Origin of the sequence: Microbacterium sp. Clip185, from assembly GCF_028743715.1 — a bacterium.
In the GTDB taxonomy this organism is placed as follows: Bacteria; Actinomycetota; Actinomycetes; order Actinomycetales; family Microbacteriaceae; genus Microbacterium.
Window position 1 is genome coordinate 552,989 of the sequence record NZ_CP117996.1, and the last position, 18,921, is coordinate 571,909.

Here is an 18,921-nt window from a genome sequence, read left to right on the forward strand (position 1 = left end):
GCGCCGGCCGCTCATGGCCGCCGTCGAAGCGCCATCGCCGCCGCCGGGATCCCGACGAGGGTGACGGCTGCGATGCCGAAGATCAGCCACCGCGCGGATGCCAGCGCGAAGCCGTCGCCCCAGGCCAGCAGGTTGCCGGCCAGCGCCGATGCGAGCGTGAACGCGATCAGCTGCGTGGTGCTGACAGCGGCGGCGGCCTTCGCGCCCTCGCCGCTGTCGCCGCCGCTGCGCATGGCCGCCACCGAAAGGTGTGGGAACGCCATGCCGACGCCGGCGCCGGAGACGAGAAGGGCGACGGCTCCCAGGAGCAGTTGCCACCCCGAGGCGGATGCGGTCTGCAGCAGCCCGTAGGCCGCGAGACCCGCGAACAGCACGATCGGTCCGATGCGCACGGCCCATCGCGCGGCGATCGGGCCCGCGCTCACGCTGACGAGCTGCGCCAGCGTCCACCCCAGCGACATCGCCGCGCCCACGAGGCCGGCGACGAGGGGAGTGGCTCCCGCGAGCTGCTGCGCGAACAGGGGGATGAAGTTCTCCGCCGTCACGCCCGCGCACAGCGCCGCCACGGTCAGATAGACCCACGCCAGCGGGTTGCCGCGTCGGTAGGCGAGCCGGGGCAGCACGCCGTGCGGGTTGCGGGCGTCGATGACGAAGAAGGCGATCAACAGGGCCAGTGCGGCCAGCGCGGTGACCGGGGCGGCGATACCGGTCACCGTGGAGCTCACGCTCAGCAGCGCCGCGGTGAGGGCGAGCGCGGTGATCGAGAGCAGGGGGAGCGGTGTGCGCTCGCCCTGCTCTCCGGTGGCCGCGGGAAGCGCGCGACGTGAAGCGAGGATCAGGGCCAGGGCGACGACCACGACGGCCGCGAGGGCGATCCGCCATGCGCCCAGCTGCGCGAACACCCCGCCGAGCGCCGGGCCCACGAGGGTGCCCACGCCGAACATGGCCGACACGAGGCCGGTGGCGCGCGTCCACAGCGACGGCGGGAGGACGCTGCGGATCGTCGCGTAGCCGAGACCGGTCAGCATGCCGGCGCCGAGTCCCTGCACGGCCCTCCCCGCGACGAATACCTCCATGACGGGGCTCGCGGCCGAGACGGCGGTGCCCAGAGCGAAGAGCAGGAATGCGATGAGGTAGGACCCGCGCGACCCCCGCGCGGCGAGGATGCGCCCGATGAGCATCGTGGCGACCACTGCGGCAATGAGGTACGCCGTCGACGCCCACGCGTAGTAGCGATCCCCGCCGAGGTCGGCGGCGATGGAGGGCATCAGCGCCGCGGTGAAGTAGAGGTTCATCGCGTACAGCGCGACGCCGCTCGCCATGACGAGGACGGCGGCCGCGTGCGGTGCGGCGAACAGGTCCCGCCAGCGGGGAGGATGCTCCCCGACGTCCGAGGGAAGATCGATGGGTTTGGTGCTCATTCCTCTACGCTAAGAGTTCAAGTGAACTTTAAGTCAAGGAGGTCTGATGCCGCAGACGCCCGTCGATCTTCTGAGTGTGGGTGAGGTCGCCCGCCGCGCCGGCATCGCCCCGAGCGCCGTGCGGTTCTACGAGGACCAGGGCCTGATCTCCTCCGTCCGCACGGCGGGCAACCAGCGTCGCTATCCCAGGTATGTCCTGCGAAGAATCGGGATCATCGTCGCGGCCCGGCGCTTCGGCATCCCGCTCGCCGAACTCGCCGACGTCTTCGCGGAGCTTCCCGCCGAGCGTATGCCGAACAAATCGGACTGGCGGCGGATCTCGCGTGACTGGCATGCGCGGCTGGAGGCGCGTCGGCGCCAGCTCGAGAACCTCGAAGCGGAGCTCGCCGGCTGCATCGGATGCGGCTGTCTCTCCCTGCGCACCTGCCGGGTGCTCAACCCCGACGACATGCTGGGCCGGGAGGGGGCCGGCGCCCGGCGGCTGCGTGCGGAGGCCGACGGCGACGAACCGCGCACCGCGTAGGCTCGATGGCTATGGCTGCCGGCGCGACGATGTACACGTTCGATGTGACGCTGTCGGATGTGGACCGCGGGGTCTACGAGCAGTTCACGGTGCGGGCGGCGCGGCATCCCTCCGAGACGGATGCGTTCATGCTGACCCGCGTGCTCGCGTTCTGCCTGGAGTACGAGGAGGGCATCGCCTTCAGCGAGGGCATCTCGCAGGCCGAGGAGCCCGCGGTGCTCGTGCGGGACGCGACGGGCGCGATCACGGCGTGGATCGAGGTAGGTGCTCCGGATGCGGCGCGGCTGCACTTCGGCAGCAAGCTCGCCGGTCGCGTCGTGGTCTACACCCACCGAGACCCGGCGAAGGTCGCCGCCTCGTGGGACGGCAAGAAGATCCACCGGGGCGACGCGATCCGCCTGGTCAGTTTCACGCCGGGCTTCATCGACGAGGCTCGTCCCGCTCTCGCGCGCCGCAACACCGCGACGGTATCTGTCGTGGAATCGCGCCTCTACCTCGAGCTGAACGGCACGGCCGTCGACGCCGAGGTCATCGCGCAGCCCGCGCAGTAGCACCGCTCAGCGGGTGGCGAGCACCCGCGCCAGTCGACCGGCGAGACCCGGTGCCGAGTTCGGCGGCAGCGCCGCCACCGGCCACCAGGCCACCGCATCCGATTCGTCGCTGACGATGAGCGGGGCGGCCACGTCCTGGATGCGGCCCACGACGCCGATATCGAGGTGCGACGCGCACCGGCCGAACCCGCCGCCGAGGGCGTGATGATCCAGATCCGCCACCGCGATGCTGCGCAGCTGCGCGGGCGACACCCCGGTCTCCTCCTGCAGCTCGCGCAGTGCGGCGCCTGCCACCGAGGTGTCACCCGCCTCGAGGTGCCCGCCGGGCTGCACCCAGAACCGGCCCTTGCCGTGGAAGCACAGCAGCACGTGCGCTGCGTCGTCGTCGAAGACGAAGGCGCTCGCCGTGACGTGCGTCGGCGGCCCCGAGCGCTCCAGGGCTGCCTGGCCGTGGTCGCGAAGCGCATCGACGAAGTCTCGGCGCGTGCGCTCCTCGGCGTCGTCGCGGGCGCGCCACTCGTCGACGGCGGTGGTCACGGATGCGAAGAGCGCGCTCATCCCTCGACGCTAGGCGATGCGCGTAGCTCTCCGCGCCGTCCTGGTCAAGGTTCCAGCGCCGGGCGCCGGGCGGGAGTAGGAATATCGGCGGCAGGGGCAGCGGTGCCGCCTGCGGAAGGAGTGAGCCATGTCGCTGCAGCCCACCGAGATCCGATCCCTCGTCCCCGCCCGCATGGATCGCCTGCCGTGGTCGAGATTCCATTGGATGATCGTCGTGGGTCTGGGCTTCTCGTGGATCCTCGACGGACTCGAAGTGCAGATCGTCGCGGCGACCGGCTACGCGGCGACCCTCGGTATGGGGTCGTTCGAAGTGGGGCTCGCCGCGACCTTCTATCTGCTGGGGCAGGTCACCGGCGCCCTCGTGTTCGGACGCTTGACCGACAAGCTCGGGCGCAAGAACCTCTTCCTCATCTCCCTCGCGATCTACCTCGTCGGCAGCGCTGTCGCCGGTCTCGCCTTCGCCCCGTGGTTCTTCTACATCTGGCGCTTCGTCGCCGGCGCGGGCATCGGCGGCGAGTACGCCGCGATCAACTCGGCCATCGACGAGATCATCCCCGCCAAGTACCGCGGACGCGTCGACATCGCGATCAACGGAACCTACTGGGGCGGTGCGGCGCTCGGTGCCGTGGCGAGCTCGTTCTTCCTGAACCAGGACATCTTCGCGGAGGACCTCGGGTGGCGGTTGAGCTTCTTCGTGGGGCCCGTGCTGGGCATCCTCATCATCTGGCTGCGCCGCCACATCCCGGAGAGCCCGCGGTGGCAGATGACGCACGGGCGCGAGGAGGAGGCCGAACGCGGCGTCGACGACATCGAGGAACGCATCCGCAAGGAGGGCAAGGAGATCCCTCCGGTCGACGAGAGCAAGGCGATCGTCGTGAAGGAGTACGGGCGCGTGCCGTTCCTCGTGATCGCGAAGGTGCTGTTCCGCCAGTACCCGCGGCGCACGCTGGTCGGGGTGACGATGATGGTGACGCAGTCGTTCCTCTACAACGCGATCTTCTTCACGTACGCGCTCGTGCTCGAGAACTTCTACGACGTGCCGCCCGCATCCGCCTCGCAGTACTTCATCGTCTTCGCGCTCGGCAACCTCGCCGGCGCCCTCGTGCTGGGGCACTTCTTCGACACGTGGGGCCGGCGACGGATGCTGTTCGGCACCTACGTGCTGGCCGGGCTCATCCTGTTGGTCAGCGCGTTCCTGTTCCACGTCGGCGCGTTGGATGCGGTGACGCACACGATCTTCTGGTGCGCGTCGTTCTTCTTCGCCTCCGCCGGCGCCTCGGCGGCGTATCTGACGGTGAGCGAGATCTTCCCGTTGGAGCTGCGGAGCCAGGTGATCTCATACGTCTTCTCGATCGGTCAGCTCGTGGGAGCCGCGGCGCCCGCTCTCTACGGCGCACTGATCGGCGATGGATCGGATCGCGGACCGCTGTTCTGGGGCTACGTGCTGGGCTCGGCCGTGATGATGCTCGGCGGTGTGGTGTGCGGGATCTTCGGCGTCAGCGCCGCCGGAAAGTCGCTCGAGGACATCGCCGATCCGCTCTCGCTGGTCGACGCCAACAGCAAGGATCGCTCGTGATCCGTCGAGACTCAGCCGTCCTGGCGGCGCAGCGCGCGCAGGCGCGGGAAGCTCTCGCGCCAGGACGCGCGCGCAGCGGGGATGTCGCCGACGAGCACGACGGCAGCGGGGGAACGCGTGTCTCCCAGCGCGTAGCCGTCGGGGAGATCGTCCACGAGCTGCCCGGCTCGGGGTCCGCCGTCCAGCATGTACATCCCGGCAGAATAGCGCGCGACGATCTTCGGGTGCCGAGGGGTTGCGGAAAACCCCGTCCTTGTCCCCGAACCCGGCTTGTGGTCGGCTCGCCGGTCGACCAGGATTGTCGCTAGACAGACTAGTAGTTAATCTGCGAGCGGAGCGACATGGCGGGCAAGACGGCAGAGGAGCGCATCATCGATCCGGCGGTCTCGGCGATCGAGCGGCTGCGTCTCGCCGAGGCGAGTCTGAGCCGGCGTCGCCAGACCGCCTGCGGCCCGAGCGAGAACGCGCGCGCCGCAATGCGTCTGATCCTCGAACGCGCGGATGCGGGGGAGGATCTGACTCCCGGCGACATCGCGGAGCACCTGGGCGTCTCGCCCGCGGCGGTCAGCGGCATCCTCGACAAGCTTCACGCCGGCGGGCTGGTGGCCTTCCGGACCAATCCCGATGATCGGCGCAGCAAGCTCGTCGTGCCCTTCGACCGCGACACGGACATCGACGACCTCGACCCGGTGGGAGCCCGCATCCGTCAGGCGGTCGGCGAACTCGACCCCGAGGTGTCGGCCGCCGTGGTGCAGTTGATGGAGAAGATCACGCAGGCTGTCGATGCGGAGTGTCGCTGACAGCGGGCTCCGGCGAGAGCGTGAGTCCGTTCGGTCCGTTGGCCTCCGCCATCATGGCGTCGAGCCATTCCCTGTTGAGCGCGGGGTTACGGCTGCCGTAGAAGGAGAAGACGAGCGAGATCGACGGGTGCACCCAGAGGCTGCGCGTGCCGATGCCGCTCGTGTCCGCGAGGTGCAGCAGGAAGGGTTCTCCGCGCCGCAGCTTGTTCATGAAGACGAGGCGCAGATGCGCGAGGGCTCGGTCATCGATGTCGAAAGACTGGCTCCCTCCGTCGTAAAGCAATTGGCCCATTGCCCTAAGGTAACCCCGGGGGCGCGCTTAACTAATTCCGTTTAACTAGCTTAACTACTTTGGGTATCATGCCGGAACCGGCGGGGGAGCACGACCCAGAGTCCCACAACCAGCACCGCGCCCACGATGAGTGCCACCGCTCCGGCCGTCCGGCCGAGGACGACGTCCACGATGAGGGCCGTGACGCCGATGCTGAGCAGGGCGATGACAGCGAGGTCCACCGCGATGATCTGTGCGGCGACGCGTACGAGGGCGGGCTTCATCCGGCGGGCGAAGACGGTGCGGTGCAGGGTGACGGGAGCCAGTGCGAGAAGCGTCGAGAGGCCGGCGAGCACGACGAGCGCGATGTAGAGCGCGACCTGCACGCCGTCGAGGTCGGCGAAGCGGGGCTGGAAGGCGACGGCGAGCAGGAATCCGGTGAGGATCTGGGTGCCCGTCTGCATCACGCGAAGCTCCTGCATGAGCTCGTCCCAGTTGCGATCCGCCCGTTCGTTCGCGCTCTCGTCGCGGCCGTCTCCCGGTACGGCATCCCGTGGTTGCTCCAACATGTCGCCTCCTCTGTGCCTCCCGTGACTAGCAGATCGATTCTTCGGCTGCCAGGGGCACCCGGGTGTCGGAGGTTCGACGCAGAATCTCGGATGTGGAAGCTCACACGATGATCCAGCGGATGCCCGACGCGGCGCCGCGGGCGCTGTGGGTGCAGGTCGAGCATGGTCTCCACGTCGCCAGCACCGTGTCCGCGTTCGTCGGCACCGTCACCGAGACGGCGAACGGCTTCGAGGCCGTGGACGGGCTCGGCACCTGCCGGGGCGTCTTCGCAAGTCTCGACGACGCCAAGGCCGTGCTCGAAGCCGCAGCCTCCGCCGACGCGGTGCTCTGACGCGTCAGGCGATCGTCACCGCGGTGCCGTAGGCGCAGACCTCCACGCCACCGGTGTCGCCGTAGTCGTTCGTCTCGAACCGGAACGCGACGACCGCATTCGCGCCCTTCTGCTGCGCCTCCGCGGCGAGGCGTGACAGGGCCTCGGTGCGGGTCTCCTGCAGCAGCTCGGTGATGCCCTTCAACTCGCCGCCGGCGAGAGCCTTGAAAGACGCGCCGATGTTCGAGCCGATATGGCGCGAGCGCACGGTGAGGCCGAAGACCTCGCCGTGCACCTCGGTGATCGTGCGGCCGGGGATGTCGTTCGTCGTGACGATGATCATGCGCCACACCCTAGGGCAGGCCCTCCCGCATCCGACAGGGTCCTCGGCGCGCCGCGCGGCGGGGTGAGCAGGGTGTGAGGATCCGCCGGACGGGCGTTCGGATTCCGTTAGGACCACGGGATCCGGCCCACGCAGGGCGTTCGATCGACGAGTGCCCCGAGTGGGGCGCCCGCGCCGACCGCGCGGCGTGTTCTCTGGAGAGTCCCCGTGCTCGATCTCGTCTACGTTCTCGCGACGCTCGCGCTGTTCGCGCTCGTCGCCCTCGTGCTGAAGGGGGTCGACGCACTGCAGGCGGGCGACCGTGCGTCCACCCGCCCGGCCGCCACCGCCCGGAGCGAGCGCTCATGATCGTCATCTCCCTCGTGGCCGCGGCCCTCGCCGTCGCCGCCGTCGTCTACCTCGTGATCGCGCTCGTGCGCCCGGAGAAGTTCTGATGGATGCGGAGTCGATCACCTTCGGCATCCTCCAGATCGCGACCCTGCTGCTGGCTCTGGGGCTCGCCTATCGGCCGCTCGGGGACCTCATCGCCTTCGTCTTCACCTCGCCCCGCCACGCGCGCATCGAACGCGGCGTCTACCGTGTGATCGGTGTCGACGCGGACGCGGAGCAGAGCTGGCAGGCCTACGCGCGCGGCGTGCTGATCTTCTCCGCGGCCGGCGTGCTGCTGGTCTACCTCCTGCAGCGCACGCAGCAGTTCCTCCCGTACGCACTGGGCCTTCCCGCGGTGCCGGAGGGGCTCGCTTTCAACACCGCCGTCTCCTTCGTGACCAACACGAACTGGCAGTCCTACTCGCCCGAAGCCACCCTCGGCTACACCGTGCAGTTCGCGGGACTGGCCGTGCAGAACTTCCTCTCCGCCGCCGTCGGGCTCGCGGTCGCCATCGCGCTCGTGCGCGGCTTCGCGCGGCGCGGCTCCGCAACGATCGGGAACTTCTGGGTCGATCTCGTTCGCGGTGTCGGCCGCATCCTCCTTCCCCTCGCGGTCGTCGCAGCGATCGTGCTCATCATCGGCGGCGTCGTGCAGAACGTCGCGGGGTTCACCCCCGTCGACACGATCAGCGGCGCGGTGCAGAACCTGCCCGGCGGTCCCGTCGCCTCCCAGGAAGCGATCAAGGAGCTCGGCACCAACGGCGGCGGCTTCTTCAACGCCAACTCCGCGCATCCGTTCGAGAACCCGACACCGTGGACCAATCTCTTCGAGATCTTCTTGATGCTCGTGATCCCCGTGTCGCTGCCCCGCGCCTTCGGTCGGATGGTGGGCGACAACCGTCAGGGCTACGCGATCCTCGCGGTGATGGGGACGCTCTTCGCGGTGTCGCTGTCGCTGCTGACCTGGTTCGAGGTACAGGGCTTCGGCAGCGCGCCGCAGCTGGCCGGCGGTGCGATGGAGGGCAAGGAGACCCGGTTCGGCATCTGGGCCTCCACCCTGTTCGCCACCTCCACGACCACCACCTCCACCGGTGCCGTCAACTCGATGCACGACTCGTACACGGCCGGCGGCGGAGCCATGACCATGATCAACATGATGCTCGGCGAGGTCGCGCCAGGCGGTGTCGGATCGGGTCTGTACGGGATGCTGATCCTCGCCGTCATCGCGGTGTTCATCGGCGGACTGCTGGTGGGTCGCACCCCCGAATACCTCGGCAAGAAGATCGGTCCCAGCGAGATCAAGCTCGCGAGCCTGTACATCCTCGTGACCCCCGTGCTCGTGCTCGCCGGAACCGCTCTGAGCTTCGCGGTGCCGGGCGTGCGCGACGACGTCGAGTCCACCTCGATCCTCAACCCCGGACTGCACGGCTTCAGCGAGGTGCTCTACGCGTTCACCTCCGCGGCCAACAACAACGGTTCGGCGTTCGCCGGGCTCACCGCGAACACCCCGTGGCTGAACACCGCGCTCGGCATCGTGATGCTGCTCGGGCGCTTCATCCCGATCGTGCTGGTGCTGGCGCTCGCGGGCTCGCTCGCCGCGCAGGAGCGCATCCCCGGCACCTCCGGCACCCTCCCGACTCACCGGCCGCAGTTCGTCGGCCTCCTCCTGGTCGTGAGCGTGCTCATCACCGCACTCACCTATTTCCCCGTTCTCACGCTGGGTCCCCTGGCGGAAGGGCTTCTGTGACCTTGTCCCGACTTCCCGCATCCCCCGATCTCGTCGAGCCGGCCGAACCCGCGCCATCGGGTGCCGCACACGGCGCCCGCCGCGCATTCGGCGCGGCGCAGATCGCCGAGGCGCTGCCCGGCGCGCTCGCCAAGCTCAACCCCGCAGCGCTGTGGCGCAACCCCGTCATGTTCCTCGTGTGGGTGGGAGCGGCGCTCACGACCGTCATCGCGATCGCGGAGCCCTTCCTCGGCGGCCCCGAGAGCACGGGCGGCTCGCCCGTGCCGTTCGGCTTCACGTGGGGCATCGCTCTCTGGCTGTGGCTGACCGTGATCTTCGCGAACCTCGCCGAGGCCGTCGCCGAGGGGCGCGGCAAGGCGCAGGCGCAGGCGCTGCGCTCGACACGCACGAGCACGATGGCGCGGCGCCTGCTCGCCTACGACCCCGAACGCGACCGTGCGGCCGAGAAGACGGCGACGACCCAGGTGGCCTCCAGCGAGCTGACCCTCGGCGACGTCGTCGTGGTCTCGGCGGGTGAGCTCATCCCCGGCGACGGCGACATCGTGTGGGGCATCGCGACCGTCGACGAGTCCGCCATCACGGGCGAATCGGCGCCCGTCGTGCGCGAATCCGGCGGCGACCGCAGCGCCGTCACCGGCGGCACGCGCGTGCTCAGCGACCGCATCGTCGTGCGCATCACCTCACGCCCCGGCGAGACCTTCGTCGACCGCATGATCGCGCTCGTCGAGGGCGCCTCGCGTCAGAAGACGCCCAACGAGATCGCCCTCAACATCCTGCTGGCGAGCCTGTCGATCGTCTTCGTGGTGGTCGTTCTCACGCTGAACCCGATCGCCTCCTACGCCGCGGCCCCCGTCTCGGTGCCGGTGCTCGTGGCACTGCTCGTCTGCCTGATTCCGACCACGATCGGAGCCCTCCTCTCCGCGATCGGCATCGCCGGCATGGACCGTCTCGTGCAGCGAAACGTGCTCGCGATGTCGGGCCGTGCCGTCGAAGCGGCCGGCGACGTCACGACGCTGCTGCTGGACAAGACCGGCACGATCACCTACGGCAACCGCCGCGCGACCGCGTTCGTTGCGCTACCGCAGGTCGAGGCCGAGGAACTGGCCCGTACGGCCGCGCTCTCCTCGCTCGCCGACCCGACCCCCGAGGGCACCTCCGTCGTCGACCTCGCGCGCACGCAGGGCATCGACGCCGTCGAACCCGAGGGTGCGGTCGTCGTGCCCTTCACCGCGCAGACCCGGATGAGCGGGCTCGACCTCCCCGACGGCACCCGCATCCGCAAGGGCGCCGGTTCCGCGATCATCGCGTGGGTCGAGTCGGAGGGGAGCACGATCGCCACGGCGACCAGGGCTCAGCTGACCAGCGAGGTCGAGGCGATCTCCTCCGCCGGCGGCACCCCGCTCGTCGTCGCCGTGGCGGATGCGGCCGGCGCCCGCATCCTGGGCGTCATCCACCTCAAGGACATCGTCAAGGAGGGACTGCGCGAACGCTTCGACGAGCTGCGCGCCATGGGCATCCGCACCGTGATGATCACGGGCGACAACCCCCTGACCGCCCGGGCGATCGCCGCCGAGGCCGGTGTCGACGACTACCTCGCCGAGGCCACCCCCGAGGACAAGCTGGCCCTCATCCGCAAGGAGCAGGCCGGCGGCAACCTCGTCGCCATGACCGGTGACGGCACGAACGACGCGCCCGCTCTCGCGCAGGCGGATGTGGGCGTCGCGATGAACACGGGCACGTCGGCCGCGAAGGAGGCCGGCAACATGGTCGACCTCGACAGCGACCCGACCAAGCTCATCGACATCGTCCGCATCGGCAAGCAGTTGCTCATCACTCGCGGCGCCCTCACCACGTTCTCGCTCGCGAACGACGTCGCGAAGTACTTCGCGATCATCCCCGCGATGTTCATGGGCGTCTTCCCGGGGTTGGCGGCGTTGAACATCATGCAGCTCAGCTCGCCGGCATCCGCCGTCACGAGCGCAATCATCTTCAACGCCATCGTGATCGTGTTCCTCATCCCGCTCGCCCTGCGCGGCGTGACCTACCGTCCCGCATCCGCGTCGCAGGTGCTCAGCCGCAACCTCCTCATCTACGGACTCGGCGGCGTCATCGCCCCGTTCATCGGCATCAAGCTCATCGACCTGCTCGTGAGCCTCATCCCGGGCTTCTGAGCCCCTCTGGAGACGACACCATGTCCCTTCGTTCCGCCCTCCGCCAGTCCGGCGTCGCCGTGCGCACCATGCTCGCGGCGACTCTCGTGCTCGGCATCGGCTACACCGCCCTCATCACGGGTATCGGCCAGCTCGCCCTGCCGGCGCAGGCGAACGGCTCGCGCGTGACGGATGCCGCCGGCACGGTCGTCGGCAGCGCGCTGATCGGTCAGTCGTTCACAGATGCCGACGGCGCCGCCCTGCCGCAGTACTTCCAGTCGCGGCCCTCCGCCGCCGGTGACGGCTACGACCCGGCCGCATCGTCCGGCTCCAACCTGGGGCCCGAGAACCCCGACCTGCTCGCCTCGATCGCCGAGCGCCGGCAGGCGGTCGCCGAGCTGGAGGGCGTCGACCCCGCATCCGTGCCGGTCGATGCGCTCACCGCATCCGGGTCCGGACTCGACCCGCACATCAGCCCCGCCTACGCCGATCTGCAGGTGGCCCGCGTCGCCCGCGCGCGCGGACTCGACGAGGGGGAGGTGCGCCAGCTCGTGGCGGCGCACACCACAGGTTCCGACCTCGGCTACCTGGGCGAGCCGCGGGTGAACGTGCTCGAGCTGAACCTCGCCCTCGACGCCCTGAATCGGTGAGGCGGGCTCGCTGGCGGAGATTAGGGTGAGGGCATGAAGCGCGGGAAGCTGCGCGTGCTGCTGGGCGCGGCGCCGGGCGTCGGCAAGACCTTCCAGATGCTGCGCGAGGGAACCAGGCTCGCCCAGGAGGGCAGCGACGTCGTCATCGCCGTCGTGGAGACCCACGGGCGGGCCGCCACCGCGCAGCAGGCAGAGGCGCTCGCGCAGATCCCCCGCCGGCGGTGGGCGCATCGCGGCGTGGAGCTCGACGAGATGGATCTGGATGCGGTCATCGAGCGGCATCCGGATGTCGCCCTCATCGACGAGCTCGCCCACACCAACGCCCCCGGATCGCGCAACGAGAAGCGCTGGCAGGACGTCGAGGAGGTGCTCGCGGCGGGCATCGACGTGATCACCACGGTCAACGTGCAGCACATCGCCTCGCTGGGCGATGTGGTGGAGCAGATCACGGGCGTCGCCCAGCGCGAGACCGTCCCCGACACGGTCGTGCGCGGGGCGGACCAGGTGGAGGTCGTCGACCTGGCGCCCCAGTCGCTGCGCGACCGGCTCTCGGCGGGGCTCGTCTATCCCGCCGAGCGGGTGGATGCGGCGCTGTCCAACTACTTCCGCCTCGGCAACCTCACGGCGCTTCGCGAGCTCGCCCTGCTGTGGCTCGCCGACGAGGTCGACAGCGCTCTCAACGACTACCGGAGTGCGAACGGCATCCGGGGCACGTGGCAGACGCGCGAGCGGGTGGTGGTCGCTCTCACCGGGGGCCCGGAGGGGGAGACTCTCCTCCGTCGCGGCGCCCGGATCGCGGCGCGCTCGGCCGGCGGCGAGCTGCTGGCGGTGCATGTCTCCAGCGCCGAGGGGCTGCGCCGCGCGACACCGGGCGCGCTCGCACAGCAGCGCGCGTTGGTCGAATCGCTCGGCGGCACCTACCACCAGCTCGTCGGCGACGACGTCCCGCGCGCCCTCGTCGACTTCGCGCGCTCGGTCAACGCGAGCCAGCTCGTCATCGGCGTCAGCCGCCGCTCCCGATGGGCAGCAGCCGTCACCGGTCCCGGCATCGGGGCCACCGTCATCCGGCTCTCGGGTGATATCGACGTGCACATCGTGAGCCACGCGGCCGCTGCCGGCGGACGGATGCGGCTGCCCTCTGTGCAGCGCGGAGCGCTGAGCGTGAAGCGCCGCATCCTCGGCTTCGTGATCGCACTGACCGCCGGTCCTTTGCTCTCCGCGCTGCTGTTCGCCTTCCGCAGCGACGAGTCCATCACCTCCGACGTGCTCGCCTTCCAACTGCTCGTGGTGGTGGTCGCTCTCGTGGGCGGCATCTGGCCCGCGCTGTTCGCCGCGGTCCTATCGGGGCTGACACTGGACTTCCTCTTCGTCGCGCCGACCTTCACCGTGTCGATCGCGCATCCGCTGCACGCACTCGCCCTCGGGCTGTATGTCGTGATCGCGATCCTCGTCAGCTACATCGTCGACCAGGCCGCCCGCCGCACCCGCCGTGCGGAACGAGCCGCGGCCGAATCCGAGCTGCTGGCCACCGTGGCGGGCTCCGTGCTGCGCGGCGAGAGCGCCGTACCCGCCCTCATCACGCGCACCCGCGAGGCGTTCGGACTCGCGGGGGTGCGCCTCGTCGCCGCCGACGGCGAGGTCATCGCGACCGATGGCGAACCGGTGCGCGGCGGTGACTTCACCACGCTCCCCGTCGGTGACGCGGTGCTCGAGCTGCACGGACCCGACCCGGATGCGTCGGCCCGCCGCCTGTTGGAGGTGATCGTCGCGCAGCTCGCCGCCGCCCTCGAGCACACCGACCTGTCGGCGGCGGCGCGAGAGGTCGATGCGCTCGCCGCCACCGATCAGGTGCGTACCGCCCTGCTCTCCGCGGTCAGTCACGACCTCCGTCGCCCGCTGGCCGCCGCCGTCGCGGCCATCGGGGGCCTCCGAGCCGCGGGGGCGCACATGAGTCCCGCCGATCGGCGGGAGCTGCTCGATACCGCGGAGGAGAGCCTCGCGACCCTGTCGACGCTCGTGACCGACCTGCTCGACGTGAGCCGGGTGGAGGCCGGCGTGCTCGCGGTCGCGCTCGCGCCGGTGGACGCCGCCGGCTCCGTCCTCGCCGCTCTCGACGAACTGGGACTCGGTCCCGACCGGGTCGAGCTCGCGCTCGACCCGGCCCTGCCCGCGCTCGCCGCCGATCCCGTGCTGCTGCAGCGCGTGATCGTCAACGTGCTCGCGAACGCCGCGCGCCACTCGCCGCCCGATGCGCGGGTGCGGGTGGCGACCAGCAGCCTCGGCGAACGGGCCGAGATCCGCATCGTCGACCGCGGCGAGGGGGTACCGGCGGAGCGTCGGGACGACATGTTCGCGCCCTTCCAGCGTCTCGGCGACACCGACAACACGGTCGGTCTCGGCCTCGGGCTCGCGCTGTCGCGGGGGTTCGCCGAGGGAATGGGCGGCACACTCACCGCGGAGGACACGCCCGGCGGCGGGCTCACGATGGTCGTCTCGCTCCGGCTCTGGCCAGCGGATGCGGCATCCGAGGGGAGGATGGGCTCGTGAAGATCCTGGTCGCGGACGACGACCCGCAACTCGTGCGCGCCCTGCGCATCACCCTCGCCGCGCACGGCTACGACGTGGTCGCCGCCGCCGACGGTGCCGCGGCGATCACCCTGGCCGCGCAGTCGCACCCCGACATCGTGCTGCTCGATCTCGGCATGCCGCATCTGGACGGCGTGCAGGTGATCGAGGCGCTGCGCGGGTGGACCACCGCGCCGATCATCGTCGTCTCCGGCCGCACCGGTTCCGCCGACAAGGTGGACGCACTGGATGCGGGTGCCGACGACTATGTGACCAAGCCGTTCCAGATCGACGAGCTGCTGGCGCGGCTGCGCGCGCTCGGGCGACGGGCCGCCGCATCCGTCGACGATCCGGTCGTGCGCTTCGGTGACGTCGAACTGGATCTGGCGACCAAGACGGTCACGCGCGCGGGTGTCCGGGTGCATCTGACTCCCACGGAGTGGCGGATGCTGGAGTTCCTCGCGCGGCATCCGGGTGCCCTCGTGACGCGCCAGAGCCTGCTGAAGGAGATCTGGGCGAGCGAGAACGTCAACGACTCCGGGTATCTGCGCCTCTACATGTCGCAATTGCGAAAGAAGCTGGAGGCGGACCCCGCACGGCCGGTGCATCTGCTCACCGAGACCGGAATGGGATACCGCCTCCAGCTCTGAGGGAGGATCAGTCCTCGACGACGCGAACCGTGACCTCGATGTTGCCGCGGGTGGCGTTCGAGTAGGGGCAGACCTGGTGAGCGGCGTCGGCGAGGGCCTGCGCCTGGTCGGCGGGGAGATCGGGGATGACGACCTCGAGCTCGACGGCCAGCTGGAAACCGCCCTGGCCGTTGGAGCCGATGCCGACGCGCGCGCCGACGCTCGTGTCGTGGATCGCGACCTTCTGCATCCGGGCGACCGACAGCAGCGCGCTGTGGAAGCAGGCCGAGTAGCCGGCGGCGAACAGCAGCTCGGGGTTCAGTGCGCCGCCCGCTCCGCCCATCTCCTTGGGAACGCGCACGTCGGCGTCGAGCAGCCCGTCGCTCGTGGCGACGTGTCCGTTGCGGCCGTCTCCGGTGGCGAGGGCTTCTGCGGTGTAGAGGATGTCCATGGGGGATACCTTTCGTTGATTCTTCGGGGGGTCTTCGGGCTCAGTCGGCGTCGGCGTGCAACGTGTCCGTGAGCGAGTGGAGCGCCGTCAGCAATGCGCGGGCTGCATCCGGTTCGAGTCCGTAGCAGTTCCACATCTGGGAGGGCAGATCGGACATCTCGGCGCGCAGGGCGGTGCCGCGCTCGGTCGGTGCGACAGTAACCACGCGTCCGTCACCGTCGGCGCGGGTGCGGCTGACGAGTCCCGCCTTCTCGAGGCGCTTGAGAAGCGGCGACAGCGTGCCCGAGTCCAGTCCGAGCCCGTCGCCGAGCTGACTGACGGTGCGCGGCCCGCGGTCCCAGAGCTCGACGAGCACGAGGTACTGCGGGTAGGTGAGCTGCCACGGTTCGAGCAGGCGACGGTACACCTGGGTCGTCGCTCTGCTCGCCGAGTAGAGCGAGAAGCACAGCATCCGATCCAGCGCCGGTCCCGTCGTCTCCGTCATGGAAGAAGCATTGCACGCAATTCAGTTGTGCACAACTCATGTTCTCATCTCTGGCTCTGAGCGCGCTCTGTGACGGGGTGTGACGTCGAGTGACGTGCTGTTGCGGCGGGCCGTGAAAGCCGGATGCCGGGCGTGCAGGCTCGCGGTATGACGTCCCCACCCGTCATCGACACCCACGACCTCCGCAGCGCGCTCGCCGACGCTCGGCGCCCCGTGCGGCTGCTCGACGTGCGCTGGCGGCTCGACGTGCCGGAGGGTCGCCCGGCCTATCTCGCAGGGCACCTGCCGGGCGCCGTCTACGTCGACCTGGAACGAGAGCTCGCGCGTCCCGGGCACCCGGAGGAGGGCCGGCATCCGCTGCCGACGCTCGCCGACCTGGAGCGTTCCGCGCGCGCCTGGGGGCTGGATGCGGGGGACATCGTCGTGGCGTATGACGACAACGACGGCGTCGCCGCGGCCCGAGCATGGTGGCTGCTGCGCCGACGGGGCGTTCAGGTGCGCGTGCTGGACGGAGGACTTCGCGCGTGGATCGCTGACGGGGGGCTGCTGGAGGGCGGCGACGTGCGCCCGGAGCCGGGCGACGTCGTGCTCGAGGACGTCGACCCCGGCATCGCCTCGATCGATGCCGCCGCCCGGGCACCGCAGGACGGCGCGCTGATCGATGCCCGTGCTCCGCAGCACTACCGGGGTCTCGCCCCCACCGCGGATCCCGCAGCGGGCCACATCCCCGGTGCGATCAACGTGCCGACCCTCGCCCACATGCAGGCCGACGGGCGGCTGCGGCCTGCCGCCGATGTGCGGCGGACGCTCGCGGATGCGGGCGTCGACGCATCCGCCGAACTCGTCCTCACGTGCAGCTCGGGTATCGCTGCCGCTCACAGTGCGCTCGCGCTCGCGGCCGCCGGCATCGAGGCGCGAGTGTTCCCAGGCGGCTGGAGCCGCTGGTCCCGCGCCCCCGGGCGCCCGGTCGCCGTCGGTCCCACGCCCTGGGGCGAGGTCTTCGCCCGCTGAGTCGGCCTCGGCGCGCCTGCCCCGCCGCGTGCGTGCTCCGCCGCGTGCGTGCTTTGCCGCGTGCGTGTCCCACCGCGTGCGTGCTTTGCCGCGTGCGTGTCCCACCGCGTGCGTGCTTTGCCGCGTGCGTGTCCACCGCGTGCGTGTCTCACTTGTGCACGCCGACGGGCGCTTTCCCGTGAACGGTTGGGACATGGAGGTGTGGGTTCGTCGGGCAGAGGGTTGCGTGTCTCACTTGTGCACGCGGGCGGGCGCTTTTCCGTGAACGGTTGGGACATGGAGGTGTGGGTTCGTCGGGCAGAGGGTTGCGTGTCTCACTTGTGCACGCCGACGGGCCCTTTCGCGTGAACGGTTGAGACACGGAGGTCTGCGTTCGCGCGGGGAGGGTTGCGTGTCTCACTTGTGCATGCGGGCGGGCGCTTTCGCGTGAACGGTTGGGACATGGAGGTGTGGGTTCGTCGGGCAGAGAGATGCGTGTCCCACTTGTGCACGCCGACGGGCGCTTTCCCGTGAACGGTTGAGACAGGCATGCTCCGACGCCCGTGCGGGAGGGGCGCCCCGTGCGGGAGGCGGGAGGCGGGATGCGGGTCAGCGGCGGGCAGGATGGGTCTCGGGCAGATGATCGCCGGCGCCGAACAGGCGGTCGCGCAGGGTGGTGGGCTCGCTGTCTTCGCGGAGCCGCCCGCGTCGGCGGAGTTCCGGAACGACGAGCTCCGCGACATCCCGGAGCGTGTCGAACGAGTGGTACTGGCGCAGGTTGATCCCGTCGATGCCGTCCTCATCCAGCCACCGTTCGACCTCGTCTGCCACGACCCCGGGGGTGCCCACCACGAAGTACCTGTCCTCCCTGCTGCGCCGGAACGCGTCGAGGGTCTCGGCGACCGTCCGCTCGAGAGCGAGCCCCAGGCCGGTGACGTCCGCACCCGCCAGCGCCGCCGCCTCTGCGACGGTCAGGGACCCGTCGAAGGCGGTCAGATCCAGGGGCACGCTCGCATGGGCGAGGATGCCGTCGAGACTCGTGAACTGCCGGTAGGTGTCCCACTTGCGCGTCGCCTCCGCCTCGGTCCGTCCCACGACGATCCCCGCCTGCACGAGGAAACGAAGATCGTCGGGCGAGCGCCCTGCAGCGGCGGCGGCGTCCCGCATCCGGGCTCTGTTGCGGCGGAAGTCCTCGGCGCTCTTGCCGCCGGTGAAGACCACCTCGGCGTGGCGGCCCGCGAGGGCGATCCCGGCGGGAGATCCCGTCGCCTGGAACAGCACGGGGGTGCGCTGCGGCGTCGGCTCGACGAGGTGCGGCCCGGCGACGCGGAAGCTCTCGCCGACGTGATCGATGTAGTGCACCTTCGCCGGGTCCGTCACGACAGCCCCATCCGCGTCGAACACCACCGCGTCCTCGTCCCACGAGCGCTCCCAGAGCGCGTACACGACCGAGAGGAACTCGTCGGCGATCCGATACCGCTCGTCGTGCGGGATCTGCTCGTCCAGGCCGAAGTTGCGCGCGGCGTTGGGCAGATAGGACGTGACGATGTTCCACCCCACGCGCCCCCTCGTCAGGGCGTCGAACGTCGACATCCGTCGGGCGAAGGTGAACGGCGGCTCGTAGCTCGTGGAGAACGTGATGCCGAATCCGAGACGGCGGGTCACGGCAGCCATGAGGGGAACGACGAGCAGTGGGTCGTGCGACGGGATCTGCAACCCCTCCCGCACCGCCGTCTCGGGGCCGCCGCGGAAAACGTCGTAGGCGCCGACGACGTCGGCGAGGAAGACCGCGTCGAAGCCGCCCGCCTCCGCCAGCTGGGCGAGCTCCTGCCAGTATGCGATCTCACCGTGGCGGTGCCGGTTGTTTCCGGGCAGGCGCCAGAGCCCGTGCGTGATATGGCTGACCGTGTTCATCTCGAACAGGTTGAGGATGAGCTTCTTCGGCTCGGGCATGGGGCTCTCC

At 70.2% G+C, this 18,921-nt stretch carries 22 protein-coding genes; 13 read left to right on the forward strand and 9 right to left on the reverse strand.

The genetic code is table 11. From position 1 onward, the window contains the following. Positions 1-11 precede the first annotated feature (11 nt). Complete coding sequence (locus PQV94_RS02690) at positions 12-1,421, reverse strand: MFS transporter (RefSeq protein WP_274287265.1); 1,410 nt, start codon at positions 1,419-1,421, stop codon at positions 12-14. Positions 1,422-1,467: 46 nt separating this feature from the next. Here PQV94_RS02690 and soxR point away from each other — a divergent pair, with 46 nt between their 5' ends. Beyond that, positions 1,468-1,944, forward strand: a complete 477-nt coding sequence (gene soxR, locus PQV94_RS02695; RefSeq protein ID WP_274287266.1) for a redox-sensitive transcriptional activator SoxR — start codon at positions 1,468-1,470, stop codon at positions 1,942-1,944. An 11-nt stretch (positions 1,945-1,955) separates the two neighbouring features. Continuing rightward, positions 1,956-2,495 carry a YaeQ family protein gene (locus tag PQV94_RS02700; protein WP_274287267.1) on the forward strand — a complete coding sequence of 180 codons (540 nt, stop codon included), beginning with the start codon at positions 1,956-1,958 and terminating at the stop codon, positions 2,493-2,495. A gap of 6 nt (positions 2,496-2,501) precedes the next feature. Here PQV94_RS02700 and PQV94_RS02705 read toward each other — a convergent pair whose 3' ends face one another. Then, entirely contained in the window at positions 2,502-3,053 is a 552-nt protein-coding gene (locus tag PQV94_RS02705; protein WP_274287268.1) for an NUDIX hydrolase, read from the reverse strand. A gap of 127 nt (positions 3,054-3,180) precedes the next feature. Here PQV94_RS02705 and PQV94_RS02710 point away from each other — a divergent pair, with 127 nt between their 5' ends. Beyond that, on the forward strand, positions 3,181-4,629 hold the full coding sequence (locus tag PQV94_RS02710) for an MFS transporter (RefSeq protein WP_274287269.1): 1,449 nt from the start codon (positions 3,181-3,183) through the stop codon (positions 4,627-4,629). Positions 4,630-4,640: 11 nt separating this feature from the next. Here the strand turns inward: PQV94_RS02710 and PQV94_RS02715 are convergent, their stop codons facing one another. Continuing rightward, a complete protein-coding gene (locus PQV94_RS02715) occupies positions 4,641-4,823 on the reverse strand; it encodes a hypothetical protein (RefSeq protein ID WP_274287270.1) in 183 nt (60 codons plus the stop codon). A 147-nt stretch (positions 4,824-4,970) separates the two neighbouring features. Here PQV94_RS02715 and PQV94_RS02720 point away from each other — a divergent pair, with 147 nt between their 5' ends. Beyond that, positions 4,971-5,429, forward strand: coding sequence for a MarR family winged helix-turn-helix transcriptional regulator (locus tag PQV94_RS02720; protein ID WP_274287271.1), 459 nt, complete (start codon positions 4,971-4,973; stop codon positions 5,427-5,429). On the opposite strand, the gene PQV94_RS02725 is transcribed toward PQV94_RS02720, so the two are convergent. Further along, positions 5,398-5,721 (reverse strand): DUF7882 family protein, encoded by a 324-nt coding sequence (locus tag PQV94_RS02725; RefSeq protein ID WP_274287272.1) that lies wholly within the window; start codon positions 5,719-5,721, stop codon positions 5,398-5,400. The genes PQV94_RS02720 and PQV94_RS02725 overlap by 32 nt on opposite strands. A 50-nt stretch (positions 5,722-5,771) precedes the next feature. Then, positions 5,772-6,269 carry a DUF6328 family protein gene (locus tag PQV94_RS02730; protein ID WP_274287273.1) on the reverse strand — a complete coding sequence of 166 codons (498 nt, stop codon included), beginning with the start codon at positions 6,267-6,269 and terminating at the stop codon, positions 5,772-5,774. Between the two features lie 92 nt (positions 6,270-6,361). Between PQV94_RS02730 and PQV94_RS02735 the strand changes: the two genes are divergently transcribed. Continuing rightward, positions 6,362-6,601 (forward strand): hypothetical protein, encoded by a 240-nt coding sequence (locus tag PQV94_RS02735; protein WP_274287274.1) that lies wholly within the window; start codon positions 6,362-6,364, stop codon positions 6,599-6,601. A 4-nt stretch (positions 6,602-6,605) separates the two neighbouring features. On the opposite strand, the gene PQV94_RS02740 is transcribed toward PQV94_RS02735, so the two are convergent. Then, entirely contained in the window at positions 6,606-6,923 is a 318-nt protein-coding gene (locus tag PQV94_RS02740; RefSeq protein WP_274287275.1) for a YbjQ family protein, read from the reverse strand. A 207-nt stretch (positions 6,924-7,130) separates the two neighbouring features. On the opposite strand from PQV94_RS02740, the gene PQV94_RS02745 reads away from it, so the two are divergent. Genes PQV94_RS02745 through PQV94_RS02775 form a run of 7 tightly spaced genes read left to right on the forward strand, consistent with a single transcriptional unit; the run spans position 7,131 to position 15,054 of the window. Further along, entirely contained in the window at positions 7,131-7,271 is a 141-nt protein-coding gene (locus tag PQV94_RS02745; protein WP_274287276.1) for a hypothetical protein, read from the forward strand. Continuing rightward, positions 7,268-7,357: a potassium-transporting ATPase subunit F gene (locus tag PQV94_RS02750; protein WP_137418923.1), complete on the forward strand. Its 90-nt coding sequence runs from the start codon at positions 7,268-7,270 to the stop codon at positions 7,355-7,357. The genes PQV94_RS02745 and PQV94_RS02750 overlap by 4 nt, the downstream gene beginning before the upstream one ends. Then, positions 7,357-9,039, forward strand: coding sequence for a potassium-transporting ATPase subunit KdpA (gene kdpA / locus PQV94_RS02755; RefSeq protein ID WP_274287277.1), 1,683 nt, complete (start codon positions 7,357-7,359; stop codon positions 9,037-9,039). Before PQV94_RS02750 ends, kdpA begins: the two co-directional genes overlap by 1 nt. Next, complete coding sequence (gene kdpB / locus PQV94_RS02760) at positions 9,036-11,210, forward strand: potassium-transporting ATPase subunit KdpB (RefSeq protein WP_274287278.1); 2,175 nt, start codon at positions 9,036-9,038, stop codon at positions 11,208-11,210. The genes kdpA and kdpB overlap by 4 nt, the downstream gene beginning before the upstream one ends. 20 nt (positions 11,211-11,230) lie before the next feature. Next, a complete protein-coding gene (gene kdpC, locus PQV94_RS02765; protein ID WP_274287279.1) occupies positions 11,231-11,839 on the forward strand; it encodes a potassium-transporting ATPase subunit KdpC in 609 nt (202 codons plus the stop codon). Positions 11,840-11,872: 33 nt separating this feature from the next. Then, positions 11,873-14,386 (forward strand): ATP-binding protein, encoded by a 2,514-nt coding sequence (locus PQV94_RS02770; RefSeq protein WP_274287280.1) that lies wholly within the window; start codon positions 11,873-11,875, stop codon positions 14,384-14,386. Next, positions 14,383-15,054, forward strand: a complete 672-nt coding sequence (locus PQV94_RS02775) for a response regulator (RefSeq protein ID WP_274287281.1) — start codon at positions 14,383-14,385, stop codon at positions 15,052-15,054. The genes PQV94_RS02770 and PQV94_RS02775 overlap by 4 nt, the downstream gene beginning before the upstream one ends. 7 nt (positions 15,055-15,061) lie before the next feature. Here PQV94_RS02775 and PQV94_RS02780 read toward each other — a convergent pair whose 3' ends face one another. Continuing rightward, complete coding sequence (locus PQV94_RS02780; RefSeq protein ID WP_274287282.1) at positions 15,062-15,484, reverse strand: organic hydroperoxide resistance protein; 423 nt, start codon at positions 15,482-15,484, stop codon at positions 15,062-15,064. 40 nt (positions 15,485-15,524) lie between these two features. Next, positions 15,525-15,968 carry a MarR family winged helix-turn-helix transcriptional regulator gene (locus PQV94_RS02785; protein ID WP_274287283.1) on the reverse strand — a complete coding sequence of 148 codons (444 nt, stop codon included), beginning with the start codon at positions 15,966-15,968 and terminating at the stop codon, positions 15,525-15,527. A gap of 147 nt (positions 15,969-16,115) precedes the next feature. Between PQV94_RS02785 and PQV94_RS02790 the strand changes: the two genes are divergently transcribed. After that, on the forward strand, positions 16,116-16,979 hold the full coding sequence (locus PQV94_RS02790) for a sulfurtransferase (protein ID WP_274287284.1): 864 nt from the start codon (positions 16,116-16,118) through the stop codon (positions 16,977-16,979). A 588-nt stretch (positions 16,980-17,567) separates the two neighbouring features. Here PQV94_RS02790 and PQV94_RS02795 read toward each other — a convergent pair. Further along, complete coding sequence (locus PQV94_RS02795) at positions 17,568-18,911, reverse strand: NtaA/DmoA family FMN-dependent monooxygenase (RefSeq protein ID WP_274287285.1); 1,344 nt, start codon at positions 18,909-18,911, stop codon at positions 17,568-17,570. Positions 18,912-18,921 lie beyond the last annotated feature (10 nt).

Bases quoted from the DNA above. Each gene is read 5' to 3' on its own strand.
- PQV94_RS02750 (WP_137418923.1), top strand. From the start codon at position 7,268: ATGATCGTCATCTCCCTCGTGGCCGCGGCCCTCGCCGTCGCCGCCGTC.
- PQV94_RS02780 (WP_274287282.1), bottom strand. From the start codon at position 15,484: ATGGACATCCTCTACACCGCAGAAGCCCTCGCCACCGGAGACGGCCGC.
- kdpA (WP_274287277.1), top strand. From the start codon at position 7,357: ATGGATGCGGAGTCGATCACCTTCGGCATCCTCCAGATCGCGACCCTG.
- kdpC (WP_274287279.1), top strand. From the start codon at position 11,231: ATGTCCCTTCGTTCCGCCCTCCGCCAGTCCGGCGTCGCCGTGCGCACC.
- PQV94_RS02720 (WP_274287271.1), top strand. From the start codon at position 4,971: ATGGCGGGCAAGACGGCAGAGGAGCGCATCATCGATCCGGCGGTCTCG.
- PQV94_RS02795 (WP_274287285.1), bottom strand. From the start codon at position 18,911: ATGCCCGAGCCGAAGAAGCTCATCCTCAACCTGTTCGAGATGAACACG.
- PQV94_RS02785 (WP_274287283.1), bottom strand. From the start codon at position 15,968: ATGACGGAGACGACGGGACCGGCGCTGGATCGGATGCTGTGCTTCTCG.
- PQV94_RS02710 (WP_274287269.1), top strand. From the start codon at position 3,181: ATGTCGCTGCAGCCCACCGAGATCCGATCCCTCGTCCCCGCCCGCATG.
- soxR (WP_274287266.1), top strand. From the start codon at position 1,468: ATGCCGCAGACGCCCGTCGATCTTCTGAGTGTGGGTGAGGTCGCCCGC.
- PQV94_RS02715 (WP_274287270.1), bottom strand. From the start codon at position 4,823: ATGTACATGCTGGACGGCGGACCCCGAGCCGGGCAGCTCGTGGACGAT.
- PQV94_RS02730 (WP_274287273.1), bottom strand. From the start codon at position 6,269: ATGTTGGAGCAACCACGGGATGCCGTACCGGGAGACGGCCGCGACGAG.
- PQV94_RS02770 (WP_274287280.1), top strand. From the start codon at position 11,873: ATGAAGCGCGGGAAGCTGCGCGTGCTGCTGGGCGCGGCGCCGGGCGTC.
- PQV94_RS02725 (WP_274287272.1), bottom strand. From the start codon at position 5,721: ATGGGCCAATTGCTTTACGACGGAGGGAGCCAGTCTTTCGACATCGAT.
- PQV94_RS02690 (WP_274287265.1), bottom strand. From the start codon at position 1,421: ATGAGCACCAAACCCATCGATCTTCCCTCGGACGTCGGGGAGCATCCT.
- PQV94_RS02790 (WP_274287284.1), top strand. From the start codon at position 16,116: ATGACGTCCCCACCCGTCATCGACACCCACGACCTCCGCAGCGCGCTC.
- PQV94_RS02705 (WP_274287268.1), bottom strand. From the start codon at position 3,053: ATGAGCGCGCTCTTCGCATCCGTGACCACCGCCGTCGACGAGTGGCGC.
- PQV94_RS02700 (WP_274287267.1), top strand. From the start codon at position 1,956: ATGGCTGCCGGCGCGACGATGTACACGTTCGATGTGACGCTGTCGGAT.
- PQV94_RS02740 (WP_274287275.1), bottom strand. From the start codon at position 6,923: ATGATCATCGTCACGACGAACGACATCCCCGGCCGCACGATCACCGAG.